Source organism: Shewanella sp. DAU305 (assembly GCF_026802235.1).
Lineage (GTDB): Bacteria > Pseudomonadota > Gammaproteobacteria > Enterobacterales > Shewanellaceae > Shewanella > Shewanella baltica.
Genome location: NZ_CP113808.1, coordinates 4,936,201 through 4,956,247, shown reverse-complemented (window position 1 = coordinate 4,956,247; position 20,047 = coordinate 4,936,201). Strand labels below are relative to the sequence as shown.

Below are 20,047 nucleotides of genomic sequence, written 5' to 3'. Positions count from 1 at the left end.
TCGGATTAACGCGCCTTGAGCTGCTTCATGCAAAGATGGGCGCGGCGTAACAGTAGATTGACCTGCCGACGGCTCGCATGCATGTCGGCATCTCCCACCCTAAAATAACTCCCAGTGTAAGGATCGCCGCCGACATAGATAGGTTTGAGCTGCTCTGGCGCCAGCGGTACACGGATGCGAATCAGCTTTTTATTCATAATTTCAATAATCTGCACATCTGAAATCGCCAAAATATTATGGCTAGTACGGCTAGGATTATCGAGTATCTCCCAAAACTCTTGTAAAACAGGAAGCGGATTGGGAATGCCTTGAATGCTGAAATGGCCACGTTCTTCGCGTACGCCTAGGATGATCTCGCCACCCAAGGTGTTAGCAAAGGAGCTATAAGTAGCCCAAATATCTTCGGGTAATTGACCTTGGCCGTCGCGGCCACCGGCGAGTTTAAACTCTACTTGTGCCGATTCGTGTAAATCGGCAATATCATCGAGTGCAAATGATTGAAATGTCATGGCAGCTTATCCGTCAGCGACACATGACTTGTTGTAGCACGTCAACAATTGAAAGGCCAGACCTAGGTCCAGCCTTAAAATTCTGCAGATGATCCGAAATTTAAGGGACATCACAGCAGCAACATTTAATCGATTATTGAGCGAGACCTAATGCCTTAGGAAATAGAATATTGTTTTCTAAGTGAATATGCTGATGTAAATCAGCCTCAAATTCCGCTAGCGTGGCATAACACACACGCCACGTAGTGCAAGCATGTTCCGGTGGCGTGAAGTCGTTCGTGAGCTCGTGTAATTTTTGCAAGATCAAACCGACTTCTTCATGTTCGTGCTGCATCGCATTGATGGGATTACCAATATGGCCAAAGCAAGTTTCAATGTGCTCTGCTTGACTTAAACCGCGTATCGCCGGAAACAGTATTTTCTCTTCTTTCATTAAATGCGGCATCAGGTCTTCTACTAAAGCACGTACCCAACCCGCAAAGGGAACTATTTCGGCATAGTGCTCACCGTGGGCGCGGACCATCTTCTCGGAGTATTCGACCAATAACGGTGCTTTTTCGCGCACGTATTGATGGTGCGTTGATTCTATATATTCAATAAGTAGATCTAAGGGTAATTGATTCAATTCATCTTCTTTGCTGCCAGTCAGTGTTACCGCATTCAGCGCAGCAACCACTTTTGCGGGATCTATTTCTGCACGCTCGCAGGCGATCGACAGCGGTTTACCGCCGCCACAACAGAAATCGATACCAAATTGGCTGAACACATGGGCGCGGCGAAAATCTTCGGCAACTAACTCACCGACTTTTCTTTCCAGCCAGTGGTTATCCTGAGCGCTCTCACTAAGCGGAAAACCTTGACCAAGTTGTGCATCATGGCGAGGTTGAGAATCCACTCCATGACCAGTGGCTTGTGCATCTTTTGGGGTAGAAGTAGCAGACATGAATAGCTCCAAAGCAGCAATAAATTTACATTCATATTATTTGCAGCTTTAATGCGTAGCAACTAAACCCGACTAAAATACTCAGGATTTGCTGATGATGTCACAGTTAACTGAATAAAATATCTCTTAAGGAGTAGGTGGCCGCCTTAGCTTGGAGTTGCAAATTGGCTCTCGTAACCTTGAAATACAGATTGACGAAAATGCCAAAGTGTTTCGCTTTTTATCACTTAATTTGGTAGCGATAACTTGGCCTTGTTTAGTGTATTCGTACAACTGGGTAGGTTTTGCCCGCGGTAATTGCGACAGGCCCAAAAGGGGCCGAATTGACCATCCTTCAACAGCATATCGCCGCCGCAGAGGTTACAAAGCGGTGATATATGTCCACAAGCCTCATTTAGGCACACCTTAAAGCCTGCAAAATGGTTACGCGTCATTGGGCTAGCGCAGAGTTTGCAGCCTTGCTCCTTGTGATCGCACAAGGGAAAGTGTGAGCAAGAATAAAACGATTTAAAATTTCCCGTTCTAGGCTTAAGCGTTCCCGTGCTGCAACGCACGCATTTTACTTCTTTAAATAACCTTTGTACTAAAGAGGTGCTGAACTCATCTTGTTCAATTGGGTAGTTTTTTGTAAGCAGTTCAGTGACGAAAGGACTCACATCTGTCATATCGGCAATCACATAGGCGCGGTGTTTTGCCCGCGTTAATGCGACATAAAATAGTCGGCGTTCTTCTGCAAATTCAAACGCTTCCGTTTTTGGTAAAAATGCATCTAGTATCGGAGGAGTGACTTTCATTGAAGGGAAGCCATGCATTCCCGTCTTCATCCCCATGATCACCACATAATCGGCCTCTTTCCCTTTCGAAGCATGAAAAGATTGGCACTCAATCTTCATGTTGGGGTACTTAGTTTTAAGTTGGTTAACTTGGGTTTTATCGGGTAACTGAAACCAGAAACGTGCCAGCAAATAGACGTTCGGTAAGCTGCTAAGTTTGTCACTTCCGGCGTTTATCCTTGCATTTATCGCCGTTAATGCTTGTTTCAATGCATTTGGGCTTGGCTCATCTTTACTGGGCGGTTCGTTTTCTCCGCGGCGTAATATTGAAACCGCGGGGGAGGCGACCTGAGTGAGGGAGCGAATATCCTTGCTCAATTGCGTGGGATTCTGGGTAACAAACTGAGTGGCGACTTGCCCAATACTACTGTTAAACCTAAAAGTCAGATCTAAGTCGCTTTGGGCTGTTGGGCCAAAATAGTGAGTAAAATGCGTAGTTAAACTCACATCTGCGCCGCTAAAGCGATAAATCGCCTGCCAGTCATCCCCGACACAAAATAAAGACGCCTGCGCTTTAGAATGGAGCGCACAGGAATCCCTCAAGGCACGCACTAAGCGGGCACGTGGTTCTGAAATATCTTGGAACTCATCCACCATAATGAAACGCCACGGGCTAATAAATTGCCCGCGTTGTAGATACGTCAGCGCTTTGCCAATCATGTCCTCAAAATCAATGTCGCCATTTATTGCTAAATGTTGCTCATAGCGCGTGATTATGGGCTCAAGCAGTTCGAATGCCTTACGGGTCTGCTGAGCATCGGCGGCGCGGGCAAATACCCCCTCAAGGCCATGTTCATCAAGGCAAGCTGCTTTATACAGCCCAATCAGCTGACTAAACATTTTTGCCAATTCAGTCACGCGGCCTAGTTCATGCAGGGTGGCGAGTATGGCTTCATCGGGTAAAGGGGCGTATTGCACTTTAAAGACCTGTAAAGCTTGCTCAAGCTTACCGACTAACGACCCGTTTTTATGTTGGTAATAAAATAGTTCAACACACTTAGTACCATGTTGTTTATGTAGTTGGCGTTTCCATGCCATCGATTCCAAGTACTTTTGGTTGTCGATATAAGGGGCGGTATGCTGGTGTTCATCAATACCATAGTATTCAAGATAAACTTGGTATTCAGGCAGATAGAAATCGGGTTGATACTGACGAAAATCAATACTGCGCACATCATGCTCATACTTAGTTTCATAAACATATTCGATGCCATTGCTAAATAGCCAGTTGGCAATGTAGAGCTCACCAAAGCTTTTGACTCGCTCACCTTTAAGGGTGCGAATATCGTTATCATTCAAGTATTGAAAATACTCGCCTTCCACATCGAACTCGAACGGGCTTTTTTCAACATAATAGAAACGGCTGAAGTACTCGAAAAGTTGTTTACGGTAAGCCTCATCTTCAATCAAAGTCTCAAGGGTGTTGTGCACCCACAGCGCTTTGGCTTTGTCATCCTCTGCCCAAGGGGACAAACTGGGTTTAGCGCGCTCAACATCGGCGATAATTTTTAAGCCTAAACTGTGGAAAGTACTCGCCTTGATATCCTCAGTGCCAAGCTTGTTTTTAATCCGCTCATCCATCTCGTCAGCCGCTTGACGGCCATAGGCTAACAGCAGTATTTCATCGGGTTTTGCTTGACCACTCTTAAGCAAATATCCTGCTCGCCCGACCATCACACTGGTCTTGCCCGTGCCTGCACCTGCCAATAGCAAGTTATTATTATCATCGATAATACAAGCTCGGCGCTGTTTTTCGGTTAAGGGGTTAGATTCTACCTGCTCAAAATAGTCGGCAAATTTAACAAGCTGAGACTGAACGTAATCTTCGCGCAACTGCTTTACATCGGCGCGGGTCCAGTGGTGGATTTGCTTAAGCCTCGCTAACACAGAGCGTAAATGTGTCGCTAATGGCAGGTTTTCACACCAAGGGAACCAACGCTGATATTCGCGCGCGACTCTGGCTTGTATCATTTCTAAACGTGATTCACGTAAATAAGTGTGTGCCAGTATTTTATCGACTTTCGCCACTAACTCAGCAATGCGCGCCCCATTAGCATTCGCCCAAAGCAGTGCGATTTCGTTGCCAAATTGATGCTGCGCAAAATAGCTTAGAAACGGCAGTTGATAGGCTTTACCAGATACAGTGAAACTGAGCAAGTATCCGAGCGGACTCAAGGTAAAAACCGGCGGGGAGTCGAGCTGCTGCCAAGTAAAATGTTCGTCAGCGGCAACTTCATTAGCGCTGCGAGAGTGAGCAAAAAAGCCGCCTTTAGTGCGATTAATGCTAATACCACTGGCGCTGAGTTTTACCGCATCAGCTTTGCCAATAAAGAAATGGCCAAACCAACTGTGCTTGATATCTTGTTCAGAGTGAGTCAATGACAATGTAAAACCTACGGCTAAAAAGTTTTAGAATTAACAGGCTGATTTTTAAATGCATTATAACTTAAAACCTGATAGCTCGTGTCAAGGTTGTGCTATGGGTCGGTATGGATTGTCTATTGATTTTGGTCACCAGACGCAGCCAAGCTCATAGTGTTGGTGAATGATGTCTTAGTTGGCGTGTGAGGCGTGGCAAACCAAGCATGATGGTGACTGTGTAACTATGTGTATAAGAAGGACGCACATTAGAAAGGCGTACATTAGAAAACCGTGTATCAGAAAGCAAAAAAGCCTGAATCTCTTCAGGCTTTTTCTTTTCTCAATACAACAGCTTAATCCTTGCGGATTAGTTCATGCCGTATTTTTTCAATTTTTTACGCAGAGTACCACGGTTGATACCTAGCATGTTTGCTGCGCGGGTTTGGTTGCCACGAGTGTGTTGCATGATGATGTCAAGCAGAGGCGCTTCAACTTCGCTTAGCACCATTTCATAAACTTCTTGTGCTTCCTGACCGTCCAACTGTGCGAAGAAGTTAGTTACGGCACGCTTTACTGCGTCACGTAATAACTGGGGCTTGATAGTGCCGTTTGCGGTTTCGATTTTGCCAACGGTAAGCTGGTGAACTTCTGTGTTAGTTGTCTGATCAAACATTCTATTCTGCTCTTTATTAATTCTGTACTAATTCATCAAAATAACATTCCACGAGGGAATACTGTTCTGCAGCGGTTTCCAGCCGATTAAAGTCAGCCCTAAATTGGCGCTGAGCTTCTTGGTCTAGGTACCATCCCATATGTTTTCTGGCGAAGCGGATACCCTTGTATTCACCATACAAATCATACAGTTTGGTGAGGTGTTCCAGCATCACTTGACGCTGTTCGGCAACCTCAATGGGCGCTAGCTTATTACCCGTTTCCAAGTAGTGCTGGATTTCTCTGAAAATCCAAGGCCGTCCTTGAGCACCCCGTCCTATCATCAAGGCATCGGCACCGGTGTATTCCAGCACAAAGCGGGCTTTCTCCGGACTGTCGATATCCCCATTAGCGACGACAGGAATCGAGACATTCTGTTTGATTGCTTTGATCGTGTCGTACTCAGCGTCGCCTCTGTACATACATTGTCTCGTGCGGCCGTGAACGGCGAGCGAGGCGATGCCACAATCCTCTGCAATCTGGGCGATTTGAACACCATTCTTGTGTTCTGGCTCCCAGCCGGTGCGAATCTTTAACGTGACAGGCACATTCACTGCGGCGACCACGGCTTGTAAAATCTCTTTTACCAGCGGCGGGTTTTGCATCAGCGCTGAGCCAGCCAGCTTTTTATTCACTTTTTTCGCGGGGCAACCCATATTGATATCAATGATGTGAGCGCCTTGTTCAACATTGAACAACGCGGCTTGCGCCATTAAATCAGGATCGGCTCCTGCAATTTGCACTGAGCGGATGCCTTCCTCGCCAGAATGCGTCATGCGCTGGCGGCTTTTATCTGTATCCCAAACCTCAGGATTGGATGAAAGCATCTCGGAAACCGCTAGGGCTGCGCCATAACGAAGACAAAGATTACGGAAAGCTTGATCGGTGACACCTGCCATTGGTGCCACGATCAGCTGATTGTTCAGTTGATAGGGTCCAATCTGCATTTTATGTTTCACCTTAGCTCTTCAAAGGGGCGCTATAGTAGCCCTTTTTGTTGGCCGTGAAAAGGTCAATAAATGACCTAGAGGTAATTTTTTTTCTTGACTTTTAATCGGCGAGAAGTCAGAGGCTAAATAGTTGGAAGCCAGCGGTGGCGCATGTTGCGCCACCCTTTAGCGCTATTTACGCTTGCCTGTCAAGCGGCTCCAATCTTCTTTGTGAGCCGCTGCGTCCATATCGAACCATTGGCTATAAAAGTCAGAGATTTCTTGGGCTTGTTCTTTGAGGAGACCGGAAAGGGCAAGTTTGCCACCGGTTTTTACGCGTTCTGCGATCAAAGGCGCTAATTCACGCAGTGGGCCGGCAAGAATGTTGGCGACCAGTACGTCGGCTTTGAGATCGGCGGGTTGATCTTCTGGTAAGTACAAGGCTAGCTTGTCGGCGACATCATTGCGCTCGGCATTAGCACGTGAAGCGTCGATGGCTTGATAGTCGATATCGATACCTGTGACGTTTTTCGCGCCCAGTTTCAGTGCGGCTACGGCTAAGATGCCAGAGCCACAGCCAAAATCAATTACTTCTTCATTGCTTAAATCTAAGCTGTCTAACCATTCTAAACACAGTGCAGTCGTAGGGTGAGTGCCTGTGCCGAAGGCAAGACCGGGATCGAGGATCACATTGACTGCAGTTGGATCGGGGATCTCGCGCCAGCTTGGGCAGATCCACAGACGCGTGCCGAATTGGATGGGGTGGAAGTTATCCATCCATTCGCGTACCCAGTCTTTATCTTCAATTTGTTCGACTTTATGGCTGAAGTGCTCACCGAGAAAAGGCAAGGTTTTCAGCATGGCGATGGTCGGTGTCAGATCGGTTTCTGCATCGAATAAGGCAACGACAACGGTATCGCGCCACAGTGGGGTTTCGCCCAGTTTAGGTTCAAAAATAGGGGTGTCTTTACCGTCTTCAAAGGTGATAGAGACTGAGCCTTCTTCCATGAGCAAGTCGCTGATGGTTTCAGCGTCATCGCTATTGGTGTTGATTCGGAGTTGGATCCAAGGCATGGGGGCATCCTGTGGCTGAGTGTGCAAACGCTAAGGGTTCAAAATATCGCGCTATTGTAAACCATGGCTTAAGGTTCTGCGACTGACTATCGTGGCATAGCGTTTTTGTCTGCGTAGACAAGGTGTTAGCGAACGCGCATTGATTGGTATTAAAAAACGAATTGTCAGTTTTATTATTTGACATAACACTATGAAAAGTATTGGTTAATTGGTTTTACCTTTGTTTGGTTTTGATACGTTTTTTGTGATCATCTTCTAAGAGTTTAACTCCGTCAGGTGAGTTGGCTCACGCTTTAAATCTGTGATGCTGAAGCCGGATCTGCGTTACTGCTATGGTGTAGTTTGCCAAGAGGTGCCAACGACAAACGACATAGGTGAATCCAAGATGACAAGCATAACTCGAGTTCACAATAGGGTGAGTACATCGCAAGGTCATCCTTGGTCAGCAAAGGCTGATAGGCTACAGAGTGCGACTGGGATTATGCTCGGCGGCTTTTTATTGCTGCATATGCATTTTGAGTCGAGCATTTTGCTGGGTAAAGAGGCTTTTTACCATGTAGTGCAGTTGCTTGAAGGTGGCATGTTCAGCAGCACAGGACATGGTTTCCCTATAGTTACTAAAGTGTTTTCGGTGTTTATGTTATTGGTGGTGATAGTGCATGCGGCGGTGGCACTGCGGCGTTTTCCTGCGCAGCTCGGGCAATGGCGCGCCCTGCGCTTGCACATGGGTAGCATCAACCACAAGGATACCCATGCGTGGTTTTGGCAACTGATCACCGGCTTTATCTTATTTTTCCTCGTCCCAGTTCACCTCTTCACTATGATTTTGAATCCTGAAATTGGCCCGCATTTATCGGCTGAGCGGGTGTATCACGATAATGCTTGGTTGCTGTATGTGCTGTTGCTGCCTGCTGTGGTTGTGCACGCCATGATTGGCCTGTATCGCGTCGCGGTAAAGTGGGGCATAACCACCAAACGCTCAGGCCTGCGAAAATTCGCCAAGGTGCTGATTATTTACTTGCTATGCCTTGGTACTGCGAGCCTAGTTTCATATCTATTTATCGGCAGTGAGCTGGGTATTCCTGTACAGCCTTTCGTGCCTGAGTAGGTTTTGAGCCGGCAGCAGGATTTTGTTTCACTGCTATTATTTAAGCATTAGGTTAATTATTCAGCACTCAATTGATCTGGCTCACGTTTTCGTGTGGATATGTGAGCGATATTAATTTGCACTAAGACTTAATGAGATTGGCTCGATAAGGTCAACGGTATGAGGCGAGAGGGTGGCGATCAAACTAACTATTAAAAAATGGAGTGCTTGGCTGGATTTAAGTCAGAGCTTGTCTGGCGTCATCCTCGCGGTTTTTCTGTGGACCCACTTAGTCTTAGTGTCATCGATTTTACTGGGTAGCGATGCCATGAATTGGGTAGCGCGCACTATGGAGCTGAGCTTTCTTTCTGATGATGGCCACGGTTATCCCTGGGTGGTGACGGGTATTGCAATGGGTATCGCGGTTCTTGCGTTAGTGCATGTGTTAGTTGCGCTGCAAAAGTTACCCATGAGTTTGCGCCAGCAAAGGGCATTGCGGCAGCAAATGCAAGTGATCAACCACAGTGATACGCGTCTATGGCGTTGGCAAGCTATTACCGGTGTAGTGATTTTACTGCTGTTGCCAGTACATCTGTGGCTTATTGGCTCGGCTCCCGAAACCATCGGCCCCCAAGGGAGCGCCGACCGTATTTGGAACCAAGGGGTGTGGATGGTTTATCTGCCTTTGTTGCTTACTGTGGAGTTACATGCGGCGATTGGTATTTACCGTGTGGCTTTGAAATGGGGCGCGGCGCGGGATCTCAATAGCCGCAGTCGATTACGTAAGATCAAAACCATAGTGAGCGTGCTATTTATCACAGTAGGCATAGCTTCACTGCTGGCATTTTTACCCCATGCGAGTTAATTCCACCGGCAATTAATGAATAAGTCAATCAATGAATAAGTTAATCGTGAATAGAATGTCGAACATCGCAAACTACATAAGAATAAATGACCCGATTAAGGAGCAGGCGTGAAACTGATTTATACCGATTCATTAGTGGTAGGTGCCGGACTTGCTGGCTTAAGGGTCGCCATCGCGTCAAAAGAGCGTGGACTCGATACCTTAGTTCTGTCACTCATTCCTGCAAAACGTTCCCACTCTGCAGCTGCCCAAGGCGGCATGCAGGCGAGCTTAGGCAATGCAGTAAAGGGTATGGGCGATGATGAAGACGTGCATTTTCAAGATACGGTAAAAGGTTCCGATTGGGGCTGCGATCAAGATGTCGCGCGGATGTTTGCTCACTGTGCACCTAAGGCGGTGCGTGAATTGGCTACGTGGGGCGTACCTTGGTCGAGGGTGAGTGCTGGCCCAAGAGATGTGATCGTTAACGCGCAAAAAGTGACGCTGCATGAGGCGCAGGAAGCCCATGGACTGATTAACGCCCGTGACTTTGGCGGCACAAAAAAATGGCGCACTTGCTACACGGCCGATGGTACGGGTCATTCGCTGTTATACGCTATGGATAACAAAGCGATTTCTATGGATATTCCCGTCCATGAACGTATCGAAGCGTTGGCACTGATTCACGATGGTAAACGTTGCCATGGGGTGATCGCCCGCTGTTTGATAACCGGTGAACTCAGGGCCTATGTGGCTAAGTCCACCACTATTGCCACTGGCGGATATGGCCGCATTTATGAAGTGTCGACCAATGCGATCATCTGCGAAGGTATTGGTCAAGCACTCGCGTTAGAAACGGGCGTGGCAAGGCTTGGCAATATGGAAGCGGTACAATTCCATCCCACTGCTATCGTTCCCGTGGGTATTTTAACCACGGAAGGTTGCCGTGGTGATGGCGGCTTATTGCGCGATAAAGACGGTTACCGCTTTATGCCAGACTATGAGCCCGATAAAAAAGAGTTGGCATCGCGGGATGTGGTATCGCGCCGCATGACAGAACACATACGGAAAGGGAAGGGCGTTGATAGCCCCTATGGGCCGCATCTGTGGCTGGATATCACTCTGTTAGGTCGCAAACATATCGAAACCAACCTGCGTGAAGTGCAGGAAATTTGTGAAAACTTCCTCGGTATCGATCCCGCAAAAGATTGGATCCCGGTACGGCCAACGCAGCATTATTCCATGGGCGGCATTCGAACCAATGCCACGGGTGAAAGCCCGCAGCTCAAAGGCTTGTTTAGCGTCGGCGAAGCGGCGTGTTGGGACATGCATGGTTTTAACCGTTTAGGCGGTAATTCGCTGGCCGAGACCGTGGTTGGCGGCATGATTATTGGTAAATATGTCGCCGATTTTTGTGAGAACAATAGCCTAGAGATAGACACTCAGCTTGCTGAACGGTTTATGCAGCAAGTGCAGAGTGAAATAGATTTGCTGATCGAAGGTGATGGCCACGAGAGCGCCTTTGCCCTCAAACGTGAAATGCAGCGCATCATGATGGATTATGTGGGGATTTTCCGTAATGGCCCCGAGCTTGATAAGGCTGTTGCCGAGCTTAAAGTGTTGCTGGAACGTTCGCGTAAACTCGGACTTAAGTGTAAAAAGCGTCACGCCAATCCTGAGCTGGTCGAAGCCCTGCGGGTCAAGCGTATGCTAAAAGTGGCGCTGACTGTGGCCTGCGGCGCAGCGGCACGAACAGAGAGCCGTGGTGCCCATGCTCGAGAAGATTATCCACAGCGCAATGATCGCGATTGGCTAAATCGTACCTTAGCCAGTTGGCCGGATCCCGATGCGCTCGAACCTGTGCTTAATTACGAAGCGCTGGATGTAATGAAGATGGAACTCCCGCCGGGTTATCGTGGTTATGGCATCAACAACGCCATAGTGCATCCCGATACCGAAAAGCGTGAGCAGCAGATTGTCGAAATTTTAGCTGAGCTAGGTGACGATGCTGACCGTTATCAACGCCAGCGGGCGCTTATGCCCTTTGAATTACCCGAAAGCTTACAACCCAATAATGAACGTTTGAGTGATACCTTAAAAAGCCCGTCCGCCAATGCGTTAGGAGAAAAATCATAATGAGCCAAGGTCGTCAGTTAACCTTTAATATCTTTCGTTATGATCCGCAGGAGCCAAACGATAAGCCCAAAATGGTGCGATATCAGCTCACTGAAACGCCGGGTATGACGGTCTTTATCGCCCTTAATAAACTTAGGGAAGAACAAGATACCTCGATGCAGTTCGACTTTGTTTGTCGTGCGGGCATTTGTGGCAGTTGCGCTATGGTGATTAACGGTTTCCCGACGTTAGCGTGTCGTACCTTAACCGCCAAATATCCTAAGGGCGAAGTCACCTTAATGCCGCTGCCAGGCTTTGAGTTGATTGGCGACCTATCAGTCAATACCGGTAAGTTTATGCGGGAATTGGCCGAACGCTTAAAGCTGTGGTTACACCCTAAGGCCAATGACATCAGCGTGCATCGCCTCGAAGATCCAATGGATCCAGACGAAGCTGCGCGCCTGTATGAGCTAGAGCGCTGCGTTGAGTGCGGCGTGTGTGTTTCAGCTTGTGCGACCAAACAAATGCGTGAAACCTTTGTCGGCGCCGTAGGTATGATGAAAATTGCCCGTTTCGAGATGGATAGCCGTGACGCTCGTACTGCCGAGGATTTTTACCATGTGATTGGTAATCAGGATGGGGTGTTTGGTTGTATGACTTTACTCGGCTGCCAAGACAACTGTCCTAAGGATTTGCCACACATGCAGCAAATCGCCTATTTACGCCGCAAGATGGCCATGACTTTGATTTAATTCATTATGAAAAATGAAAAGCGCCAACTCGCTTGGCGCTTTTTATTGATTAACAGGCGTAGCTTTTATGGATGTCAGCTCGACTGATTAAGTCTGCCGTTTGGGCGACAAATGCTTGGAAATGCGCACTCGCCATATGCTCATCCAATGCCGCTTGGGATTGCCAAATTTCGTACATCCAGAAGATATTTTCATCATCCAATGAGTGGTGCAGTTTGTATTCGATGCAGCCAGCCTCGGTATGCGTGTCGGTCACGAGTTGCTTGAGTATCTTAAATAGCGCGTCGCTTTGGCCTTGATTCGCTATGATTTGGGCAAATACCGTTATTTTCATTGGTTAAAACCTTCCAAAACAATTTTACCTATGGCTTTGCCTGACTCAATCTGAGTGTGGGCCTTGATTAAGTTCTGCGCATTAATTGTGCCGTAGTGCTCGCCGAACGTACTCTGTAACTCACCTGTATCGATAAGTGCGCTTAAGCGATTGAGTAAGTGATGTTGGGCTATCATATCTTCGGTTTGATACAGGCTGCGGGTAAACATCAGCTCCCAATGCAGTGACAGGCTCTTACGCTTGAGTTTCATCACATCTAATGGCCCCTTAGGATCATCGATTAACGCCAGTTTCCCTTGTGGCTTAAGCACTTGTACGATCTCATCGAAGTGTTGATCGGTTTGGGTCAAGCTAATCACATGGGTCACATCAGCAATGCCAATATTGGCAAGTTCGCCCGAGAGTGATTGAGTGTGGTCTATGACCGCATCGGCGCCGAGTTTTTGCACCCAAGCGGTGGATTCTGGGCGAGAGGCCGTGCCTATCACCTCTGCCCCTGTGAGTTTTACCGCCAGCTGAGTGATGATAGAGCCAACGCCACCTGCCGCGCCGATAATTAAAATACGGGCGTCAGTTGCCGAACCATCTTGGGGCAAACCTAAGCGGTCGAATAGAACCTCCCATGCTGTAATTCCGGTTAAGGGTAATGCCGCCGCTTGGGCATAAGTTAAACTCTTAGGTTTATGGCCGACAATTCGCTCATCAACCAATTGATATTCGGCATAACTGCCGCTGCGGCTAATGTCGCCCGCGTACCACACTTCATCACCGACGTTGAAAAGACTGACGTTTTCGCCAACTGCTTTGACGACGCCGACGGCATCCCAGCCGATGATCTTATATTCGCCCGCAGGTGCAGAGCTGGATGCGCGGATTTTAGTGTCGACCGGATTGACGGAAATGGCTTTAACTTCCACCAAGAGGTCAAAACCTGTCGCCGTCGGTTCGGCTAACGTGATGTCTTCTAATGCATTGGGTGCTGTGATTGCACCTGCAGTTTGGTAACCAATGGCTTTCATGTCTATTCCTCTGGGTGTACTGGCTGGAGTCTACTTGTTTGAGTGTACTTGTATCGTGTGGCCATTGTGTGGAATATTAGCCAAGAGATAAACAGGGTAAAGTTTGTAATTTTTTCAAAGGATTTTTGATAATCATGTTGATTAATGATTTAGCTTTGTTCGTGCGGGTCGCCGATTGTGGCAATATTTCTGCCGCTGCGGCCGAGATGGATATCTCCGCCGCTTCTGCCAGTGCTGCAATAAAACGGCTTGAGAAACAGCTCGATACTAGCTTATTTATCCGCACGACACGCAGCTTACGTTTGACTGTGCAAGGTGAACGTTATCTTATTCATTGCCGACGTGCGCTAAGCGATTTAGCGCTTGGCGAACAGGCTATCGCCAGTGATAAAGGTAAAATATCCGGCACCTTAAGCCTGTCGGTTTCTTCAGACTTTGGCCGTAATCTGTTTGTGCCTTGGCTCGACGAGTTCTTGCTCGATTTCCCACAATTGCAAGTGCGCTTGCATCTTGGCGATAATATCAGCAGCTTTTATCACGATAAAATTGATGTCGCGGTGCGTTACGGCAAACCGCAGGACTCAAACCAAGTGGCATTTCCGCTCTGCAGTGTTGATCGTGTCTTGTGCGCCTCACCTGAATATCTGGCCGAGTTTGGTGTGCCAGATTCATTAGAACAGCTGATAGAGCATAATTGCTTGTTTTATAAGTTAGATGAGCGAACCCACGATCAATGGCAATTTAGGCGCGACGGCCAAGAATATAAAGTGCGTGTCACGGGCAACCGTAGTGCTAACGATGCGGAAATAGCTCGTCGCTGGGCTGTGGCAGGTAAAGGATTGGTATTTAAGTCGAGTCTAGATCTGGCCGATGACTTAATTTCAGGGCGGTTAGTACGATTGTTGCCTGAGTATCAAGGTGAGCCAGTCGATTTGTACTTAGTGTGCCCAGGACGCGAGCATGTGACGCCTGTTGTCTTGTTGCTGCGGGAAATGCTGCGGCAGCGCACACAGGCTTTGAGTAAAAGCTTAGGTCAAATACTGGCAGTAAAAAAATCTTAGGATTTAAGAAACAAAAAAGCCGCATGATGCGGCTTTTTAGCGACTCGCGAAGATTAAGACTTAGCGCGTTTCATGGCGGTAAAGAATTCTTCGTTAGTCTTGGTCATAGCCAATTTGTCGATTAAGAATTCCATTGCGCTGACTTCATCCATAGGATTTAAAATCTTACGCAGGATCCACATTTTTTGCAGTTCTTCTTGAGTCGTGAGTTTTTCTTCACGACGCGTACCACTACGGTTGAAGTCAATGGCTGGGAACACACGCTTTTCAGCCGCTTTACGTGACAGATGCAGCTCTTGGTTACCTGTACCTTTAAATTCTTCGTAGATCACTTCGTCCATCTTAGAACCTGTATCAACCAAAGCAGTGGCGATAATGGTCAAGCTGCCGCCGTGTTCGATGTTACGTGCCGCACCGAAGAAGCGTTTTGGACGGTGCAGGGCGTTCGCATCCACACCACCGGTTAACACTTTGCCCGATGACGGGATAACAGTGTTATAGGCACGGGCTAGACGAGTAATAGAATCGAGTAGAATAACCACGTCTTTCTTGTGCTCAACCAAGCGTTTGGCTTTTTCAATCACCATTTCGGCAACTTGAACGTGACGGCTGGCTGGCTCATCGAAGGTTGATGCGATAACTTCGCCTTTAACGAGGCGTTGCATCTCAGTTACTTCTTCTGGGCGTTCGTCGATCAGCAATACCATCAACACCACTTCTGGGTTGTTGTAACTGATGCTCTGAGCAATACCTTGAAGTAATAGCGTTTTACCGGCTTTTGGTGGTGCAACGATCAAACCACGTTGACCTTTACCAATCGGTGAGCATAAATCCAGAATACGTGCGGTAATATCTTCAGTTGAGCCGTTGCCACGCTCCATACGCATACGTTCTTCTGCATGGAGTGGGGTTAAGTTTTCAAAGAGGATTTTATTACGGGAGTTTTCTGGTTTATCGAAGTTAACTTCGTTTACTTTCAATAGGGCAAAATAACGCTCGCCTTCTTTCGGTGGGCGAATTTTACCAAAAATGGTATCACCCGTTCGCATGTTAAAGCGGCGAATTTGGCTTGGTGAGACATAGATGTCATCTGGACCAGCTAAATAAGAACCGTCTGAGCTGCGTAAGAAGCCGAAACCGTCTTGGAGTATTTCTAATACCCCACCACCGAAAATGTCTTCTCCACTTTTTGCGTGGGCTTTAAGGATTGAGAAAATAATGTCCTGCTTGCGAGCGCGGGCCATATTTTCGAGCTTCATATTTTCAGCTAGCGAGACTAGGTCAGAAATCGGCGTGTCTTTTAATTCAGTTAAGTTCATTTTGGGGGTCTTGTGTTACGCGACAAAGCTTACCGCGATCAATCAGTAAGGATGTAATTCAGGATAGTGATTGACGAGCGAGAAGAGGTTATTAGAAAGAATCTGGTTATTAAAGTAGCACTAACAAAGCGGGGCGTCCAGAAATTTAGGGAAATTCCGGCACAATTAATTTATAGCTTGTGCCGGAGGTCACTCATTACCACATCAAATTAGATTTGCGCGTCGATAAACTCTTTTAATTGCGTTTTTGATAGTGCGCCAACTTTAGTTGCGGCTAATTCGCCGTTCTTGAATAACAGTAAAGTTGGGATGCCACGAACGCCATATTTCGCTGGAGAAACATTGTTTTGGTCAACGTTTAATTTAGCGATAGTCACGCGGCCTGCATATTCTTCAGACACATCGTCTAAAATTGGAGCGATCATTTTACAAGGACCACACCACTCGGCCCAGAAGTCTACCAATACTGGCAAATCAGACTTTAATACGTCGTTTTCGAAGCTGTCGTCACTCAGGTATATAATTTTATCGCTCATGATGTTCTCCAGTTTGGGTGCCATTGCTGGTTTGTTAATGGCTTACCATGTATATTGGGGCTGAAAAATAGCTTTTCAAGTTACCTTTTTACAATGTGGCTATTTCAAACGATCGAGTATCTTATTGCAACCTCAACAGGTAAGCTTGCGCTATGAGCGAAACACATCTATCTACCCAAAGGTTTGCCGACCTACCTCTACATCCTGAGGTTAAACAGGCCCTTGCCGAAAATGGCTTCGAATTTTGTACGCCGATCCAGGCGTTATCACTGCCTGTATTACTTCAATCAAAAGATATCGCTGGTCAAGCACAAACGGGCACTGGCAAGACAATGGCCTTTTTGGTCGCCACTTTTAATCACTTATTATCGACTCCCGTACCTGAAGGTCGACTGATTAATCAGCCCCGCGCCATCATTATGGCTCCGACTCGCGAACTGGCGATTCAGATTGCTAAAGATGCGATTTTACTCGCTAAACACACTCACTTAAAGGTGGGTATTGTTTATGGCGGCGAAAGTTACGATGTACAGCGCAAAGTATTAGATCAAGGTGTTGATATCTTGATTGGTACTACGGGTCGAATTATTGACTACGTTCGCCAAGGCATTATCGGTCTGAACTCGATTCAGGCTGTGGTATTAGATGAAGCCGATCGTATGTTCGATCTTGGTTTTATCAAAGATATCCGCTTCTTGTTTAGACGTATGCCTGAGGCAAATCAACGTCTTAATATGCTATTTTCGGCAACCTTGTCGATGAAAGTGCAAGAGCTGGCTTACGATCATATGAACGAGCCAGTTAAAGTCGAAATCGCCCCTGAAGAAAAAACCTCCAAAAACATCAAAGAAGAAATCTTCTATCCTTCGCAAGAAGAGAAGATGCGTTTGCTGTTGACCTTGATTGAAGAAGATTGGCCAGAAAAAGCCATCGTTTTCTCTAACACTAAGCACAGTTGTGAAACGCTTTGGTCTTGGCTTGAAGGTGACGGACATCGCGTGGGTTTGTTAACGGGTGATGTGCCACAGAAAAAACGTATTCGTATTCTTGAGCAGTTTACCAGTGGCCAATTAGATATATTGGTTGCTACCGATGTGGCGGCTCGCGGTTTACATATTTCTGACGTTTCACACGTGTATAACTATGATTTACCTGATGATTGCGAAGACTATGTACACCGAATCGGTCGTACGGGTCGTGCGGGTAATAAGGGCATGTCGATAAGCTTTGCCTGTGAAGAGTACGCGTTGAACTTGCCAGCAATCGAAAGCTATATTAATCATTCGATTCCAGTGAGTAATTACGACAGTGAAGCTTTATTGGCCGATATTCCAACGCCAGCGAAGATCCACCGTAAACATCCGAGCGGCACTCGAAACTTGCGTGATCGTTCTGGGGCAAGTCGTCCAGGTGCGCAACGCAGTGGTGCTCGCCCTCCTCGTCATGATAGGACACGTAGACATTCGTAAATGCCAACACCCGCTTATGCCGCTATAACATTAGGCTCAAACAGTTTTAATATGCTGATCGCCAAAACTCGTGGTGGTCAGCCGCATATTATTGCGAAATATAAACGCAAGGTGAGGCTCGCCGAAGGTATAGGCGACGATGGTAACTTAAGCCATGACGTGATGCAGCGCGGCCTCGACTGTTTGAGTATGTTTGCCCAAATGTTGGTGCAACATAAGATTGAAGCAAATCATGTCGCTGTGATTGCTACCGCAACCCTTCGCAGTATCAGCAATGCCGATGAGTTTAATCGGCGTGCATTGCCACTCCTTGGTCATCCAATTGAAATCATCTCAGGCATGCGTGAAGCTGAGCTTATCTATCAAGGTATGGTGGCAACCACCTGTGGTCAAGGGCGCCGTTTAGTGATAGATATCGGCGGGGCGAGCACTGAGTTTATTATCGGTGATGGGCATCAAGTGTTGTTCAAAACCAGTTTGCCCTTTGGTAGCGTGACTTATAATCGCCAATTTTTTAGTAGCTTGCCGCTGCAACAGTTAGATTTCGATGATGCCAAGCAGCAAGTGCTAACCGCATTAGCTGAGCATAGACAAACACTGCGCGATCTAGGCTGGCATTGTGTTGTTGGCGCCTCTGGTGCGGTGCAATCTGTGGTTGAAGTCCTGCTTCACCGTGGCTTATCTGAAACGATAACGCTCGATGTGCTCACTCAGCTGAAGGCTGAAATTCTCGCACAAGAAGACATTGGCTTAACGGGGATCGCTGGGCTTTGTAGCGAGCGGGCACCGACTTTTGCAGCGGGTGTCGCTATTTTATTGGCTTTGTTTGAGTTGCTGGGGATAGAGCATTTAGCCTTATCTGGCGGTGCATTACGTGAAGGTGTTTTAGTGATGCTCGCGCAGCGAATTATTGACGAAGCGAGCTAAGCTTTGTCTGAATGGATAAAAACCAAAGGCCGCTATGCGGCCTTTATTGTTTGTACTGCGTCACTTATTTCAATAAATCGGCGAGATCTTTTTCTAAGGAAACGGTTGGGCGCTCTACGATACGGCCAACTTCTTTACCTTGCTGCAGCACAATAAAGGTTGGAATACGGGTAAAGTCGTATTTGGCAGCTAAGCCCTCGGGATCTTTCTTCGTCCGGTCGACACCAATATAGGTCACTTTGATATTGGGATTGGCGACTTCTTCCATGATACGGATAAAGCGCGGTGTTTCACGGTGACAATCTGGACACCAAGTACCAATGATCACAATAATTTCAGTTGGTTCGGTGACGCTTTTAAGTGGAGTGATTGCCGCAGTGTCAACCTGGTAGCTTTTATACCCTTCGGCAAACTCATTGAGATCTGTGACTAAATGTTGTGCTTCGACTATGCCAGTTAAAATCACTTCTTGTTTCTCCTCGCTGCAGGTCGCAATTAAGCCCTGTTGTTGTTCTTCAAATCCACAGCCACCATTGGCTAGTACCTGACAACTAAAAAATAAGGCAGTAGTGGCTAGGAATGCCTTAACGTTATTGTGCATGATGCGCCCTTAAAATCGAAGAGAAAGAATGAAGCTTGATTCAAACATTATTCTTGATGCGATTAAAGCGGATCATTGATTTGCTGCAAGCTAGATCACGCATTGCTAATATCTATAAGCTTAACGATCACAGGATTGCATGGTTTGCGGAGTTAAGACATTGAAATAGTTCATCCCCGAATTGCGATTCGGGGATAGAGCGCGTTGATATAATGAGGTAAATGGCTCGATTACTGAGCGAGAATTTTTTCTAGAATAGGCTTGTTAGCTTCGGGGAAGTCGTAATTAATTAAATCGGCTTTAGTGACCCAAGCGATAAGCTGACCTTCGAGGCCTTGAGCTGTGCCGTTAAACTCTGCGACTGAATGGATATCGAGTAGTACTTGTTTATCGGGATAATCGAAACTCAGCGCCATAAATGGCTGACTATCGGTGACATCGAGTGCAACTTCCTCTTTGAGTTCACGGATCAGTGCTTGAGTGACCGTTTCGCCCGCCTCAACTTTGCCGCCAGGAAATTCCCATTTCCCACCTTGATGTAAATGATCTGGGCGTTTTGCTAATAGAATTTCACCGGCCGAGTTAGTAATAATGCCTACGGCAACATGGATGCGTTTAGTCAT

At 47.0% G+C, this 20,047-nt stretch carries 19 protein-coding genes; 7 read left to right on the top strand and 12 right to left on the bottom strand.

Annotated features, from left to right (window positions below):
• Window positions 1-5: 5 nt before the first annotated feature.
• The 6 genes from OX890_RS21055 to prmA all read right to left on the bottom strand — a co-directional run bounded on the left by OX890_RS21055 (window position 6) and on the right by prmA (window position 7,360).
• Window positions 6-509: an AlbA family DNA-binding domain-containing protein gene (locus OX890_RS21055; RefSeq protein WP_006083417.1), complete on the bottom strand. Its 504-nt coding sequence runs from the start codon at window positions 507-509 to the stop codon at window positions 6-8.
• A 133-nt stretch (window positions 510-642) separates the two neighbouring features.
• Window positions 643-1,452: an iron-sulfur cluster repair di-iron protein gene (ric, locus tag OX890_RS21050; RefSeq protein ID WP_107946350.1), complete on the bottom strand. Its 810-nt coding sequence runs from the start codon at window positions 1,450-1,452 to the stop codon at window positions 643-645.
• A gap of 227 nt (window positions 1,453-1,679) precedes the next feature.
• Window positions 1,680-4,670 carry a UvrD-helicase domain-containing protein gene (locus tag OX890_RS21045; RefSeq protein ID WP_268649882.1) on the bottom strand — a complete coding sequence of 997 codons (2,991 nt, stop codon included), beginning with the start codon at window positions 4,668-4,670 and terminating at the stop codon, window positions 1,680-1,682.
• 343 nt (window positions 4,671-5,013) lie between these two features.
• Window positions 5,014-5,319, bottom strand: a complete 306-nt coding sequence (fis, locus tag OX890_RS21040; RefSeq protein ID WP_006083371.1) for a DNA-binding transcriptional regulator Fis — start codon at window positions 5,317-5,319, stop codon at window positions 5,014-5,016.
• A 16-nt stretch (window positions 5,320-5,335) separates the two neighbouring features.
• Complete coding sequence (gene dusB, locus OX890_RS21035; protein ID WP_106649201.1) at window positions 5,336-6,304, bottom strand: tRNA dihydrouridine synthase DusB; 969 nt, start codon at window positions 6,302-6,304, stop codon at window positions 5,336-5,338.
• A 174-nt stretch (window positions 6,305-6,478) separates the two neighbouring features.
• Window positions 6,479-7,360 carry a 50S ribosomal protein L11 methyltransferase gene (gene prmA / locus OX890_RS21030; RefSeq protein ID WP_106649202.1) on the bottom strand — a complete coding sequence of 294 codons (882 nt, stop codon included), beginning with the start codon at window positions 7,358-7,360 and terminating at the stop codon, window positions 6,479-6,481.
• 385 nt (window positions 7,361-7,745) lie between these two features.
• Between prmA and OX890_RS21025 the strand changes: the two genes are divergently transcribed.
• From OX890_RS21025 to OX890_RS21010, 4 genes are all read left to right on the top strand, one after another.
• Window positions 7,746-8,468 carry a fumarate reductase cytochrome b subunit gene (locus tag OX890_RS21025; protein WP_220591303.1) on the top strand — a complete coding sequence of 241 codons (723 nt, stop codon included), beginning with the start codon at window positions 7,746-7,748 and terminating at the stop codon, window positions 8,466-8,468.
• 172 nt (window positions 8,469-8,640) lie between these two features.
• Complete coding sequence (locus OX890_RS21020) at window positions 8,641-9,312, top strand: fumarate reductase cytochrome b subunit (protein WP_268649881.1); 672 nt, start codon at window positions 8,641-8,643, stop codon at window positions 9,310-9,312.
• A gap of 108 nt (window positions 9,313-9,420) precedes the next feature.
• The gene (locus OX890_RS21015; RefSeq protein WP_259579549.1) at window positions 9,421-11,427 is read left to right on the top strand and encodes a fumarate reductase flavoprotein subunit; all 2,007 of its coding nucleotides are present in this window, start codon (window positions 9,421-9,423) and stop codon (window positions 11,425-11,427) included.
• On the top strand, window positions 11,427-12,158 hold the full coding sequence (locus OX890_RS21010) for a fumarate reductase iron-sulfur subunit (RefSeq protein WP_126492949.1): 732 nt from the start codon (window positions 11,427-11,429) through the stop codon (window positions 12,156-12,158). The genes OX890_RS21015 and OX890_RS21010 overlap by 1 nt, the downstream gene beginning before the upstream one ends.
• Before the next feature lie 49 nt (window positions 12,159-12,207).
• Here the strand turns inward: OX890_RS21010 and OX890_RS21005 are convergent, their stop codons facing one another.
• Together OX890_RS21005 and OX890_RS21000 are read right to left on the bottom strand one after the other, a co-directional pair.
• Window positions 12,208-12,492 carry a putative quinol monooxygenase gene (locus OX890_RS21005; protein WP_006084381.1) on the bottom strand — a complete coding sequence of 95 codons (285 nt, stop codon included), beginning with the start codon at window positions 12,490-12,492 and terminating at the stop codon, window positions 12,208-12,210.
• Window positions 12,489-13,511, bottom strand: coding sequence for a zinc-binding alcohol dehydrogenase family protein (locus OX890_RS21000; protein WP_071940680.1), 1,023 nt, complete (start codon window positions 13,509-13,511; stop codon window positions 12,489-12,491). Before OX890_RS21000 ends, OX890_RS21005 begins: the two co-directional genes overlap by 4 nt.
• Window positions 13,512-13,645: 134 nt before the next feature.
• On the opposite strand from OX890_RS21000, the gene OX890_RS20995 reads away from it, so the two are divergent.
• Window positions 13,646-14,572: a LysR family transcriptional regulator gene (locus OX890_RS20995; RefSeq protein ID WP_011848013.1), complete on the top strand. Its 927-nt coding sequence runs from the start codon at window positions 13,646-13,648 to the stop codon at window positions 14,570-14,572.
• Between the two features lie 53 nt (window positions 14,573-14,625).
• Here OX890_RS20995 and rho read toward each other — a convergent pair whose 3' ends face one another.
• Window positions 14,626-15,891, bottom strand: a complete 1,266-nt coding sequence (gene rho, locus OX890_RS20990; RefSeq protein WP_006083361.1) for a transcription termination factor Rho — start codon at window positions 15,889-15,891, stop codon at window positions 14,626-14,628.
• 209 nt (window positions 15,892-16,100) lie between these two features.
• Window positions 16,101-16,427 (bottom strand): thioredoxin TrxA, encoded by a 327-nt coding sequence (gene trxA / locus OX890_RS20985; protein WP_006083360.1) that lies wholly within the window; start codon window positions 16,425-16,427, stop codon window positions 16,101-16,103.
• Between the two features lie 152 nt (window positions 16,428-16,579).
• Here trxA and rhlB point away from each other — a divergent pair, with 152 nt between their 5' ends.
• Both rhlB and OX890_RS20975 read left to right on the top strand, forming a co-directional pair.
• The gene (rhlB, locus tag OX890_RS20980; protein WP_006084377.1) at window positions 16,580-17,896 is read left to right on the top strand and encodes an ATP-dependent RNA helicase RhlB; all 1,317 of its coding nucleotides are present in this window, start codon (window positions 16,580-16,582) and stop codon (window positions 17,894-17,896) included.
• Window positions 17,897-18,823, top strand: a complete 927-nt coding sequence (locus OX890_RS20975) for a Ppx/GppA phosphatase family protein (protein WP_011848012.1) — start codon at window positions 17,897-17,899, stop codon at window positions 18,821-18,823.
• Window positions 18,824-18,887: 64 nt separating this feature from the next.
• Here the strand turns inward: OX890_RS20975 and OX890_RS20970 are convergent, their stop codons facing one another.
• Both OX890_RS20970 and mutT read right to left on the bottom strand, forming a co-directional pair.
• Window positions 18,888-19,424: a thioredoxin family protein gene (locus OX890_RS20970; protein WP_006084374.1), complete on the bottom strand. Its 537-nt coding sequence runs from the start codon at window positions 19,422-19,424 to the stop codon at window positions 18,888-18,890.
• Between the two features lie 230 nt (window positions 19,425-19,654).
• On the bottom strand, window positions 19,655-20,047 hold the full coding sequence (gene mutT, locus OX890_RS20965; protein WP_071940677.1) for an 8-oxo-dGTP diphosphatase MutT: 393 nt from the start codon (window positions 20,045-20,047) through the stop codon (window positions 19,655-19,657).

Excerpts from the sequence above, each read along its gene's own strand:
- OX890_RS20970 (WP_006084374.1), bottom strand. The coding sequence starts at position 19,424 with ATGCACAATAACGTTAAGGCATTCCTAGCCACTACTGCCTTATTTTTT.
- fis (WP_006083371.1), bottom strand. The coding sequence starts at position 5,319 with ATGTTTGATCAGACAACTAACACAGAAGTTCACCAGCTTACCGTTGGC.
- trxA (WP_006083360.1), bottom strand. The coding sequence starts at position 16,427 with ATGAGCGATAAAATTATATACCTGAGTGACGACAGCTTCGAAAACGAC.
- OX890_RS21005 (WP_006084381.1), bottom strand. The coding sequence starts at position 12,492 with ATGAAAATAACGGTATTTGCCCAAATCATAGCGAATCAAGGCCAAAGC.
- prmA (WP_106649202.1), bottom strand. The coding sequence starts at position 7,360 with ATGCCTTGGATCCAACTCCGAATCAACACCAATAGCGATGACGCTGAA.
- OX890_RS20975 (WP_011848012.1), top strand. The coding sequence starts at position 17,897 with ATGCCAACACCCGCTTATGCCGCTATAACATTAGGCTCAAACAGTTTT.
- OX890_RS20995 (WP_011848013.1), top strand. The coding sequence starts at position 13,646 with ATGTTGATTAATGATTTAGCTTTGTTCGTGCGGGTCGCCGATTGTGGC.
- mutT (WP_071940677.1), bottom strand. The coding sequence starts at position 20,047 with ATGACTAAACGCATCCATGTTGCCGTAGGCATTATTACTAACTCGGCC.
- OX890_RS21010 (WP_126492949.1), top strand. The coding sequence starts at position 11,427 with ATGAGCCAAGGTCGTCAGTTAACCTTTAATATCTTTCGTTATGATCCG.
- OX890_RS21055 (WP_006083417.1), bottom strand. The coding sequence starts at position 509 with ATGACATTTCAATCATTTGCACTCGATGATATTGCCGATTTACACGAA.
- rhlB (WP_006084377.1), top strand. The coding sequence starts at position 16,580 with ATGAGCGAAACACATCTATCTACCCAAAGGTTTGCCGACCTACCTCTA.
- OX890_RS21000 (WP_071940680.1), bottom strand. The coding sequence starts at position 13,511 with ATGAAAGCCATTGGTTACCAAACTGCAGGTGCAATCACAGCACCCAAT.
- OX890_RS21025 (WP_220591303.1), top strand. The coding sequence starts at position 7,746 with ATGACAAGCATAACTCGAGTTCACAATAGGGTGAGTACATCGCAAGGT.
- rho (WP_006083361.1), bottom strand. The coding sequence starts at position 15,891 with ATGAACTTAACTGAATTAAAAGACACGCCGATTTCTGACCTAGTCTCG.
- dusB (WP_106649201.1), bottom strand. The coding sequence starts at position 6,304 with ATGCAGATTGGACCCTATCAACTGAACAATCAGCTGATCGTGGCACCA.
- ric (WP_107946350.1), bottom strand. The coding sequence starts at position 1,452 with ATGTCTGCTACTTCTACCCCAAAAGATGCACAAGCCACTGGTCATGGA.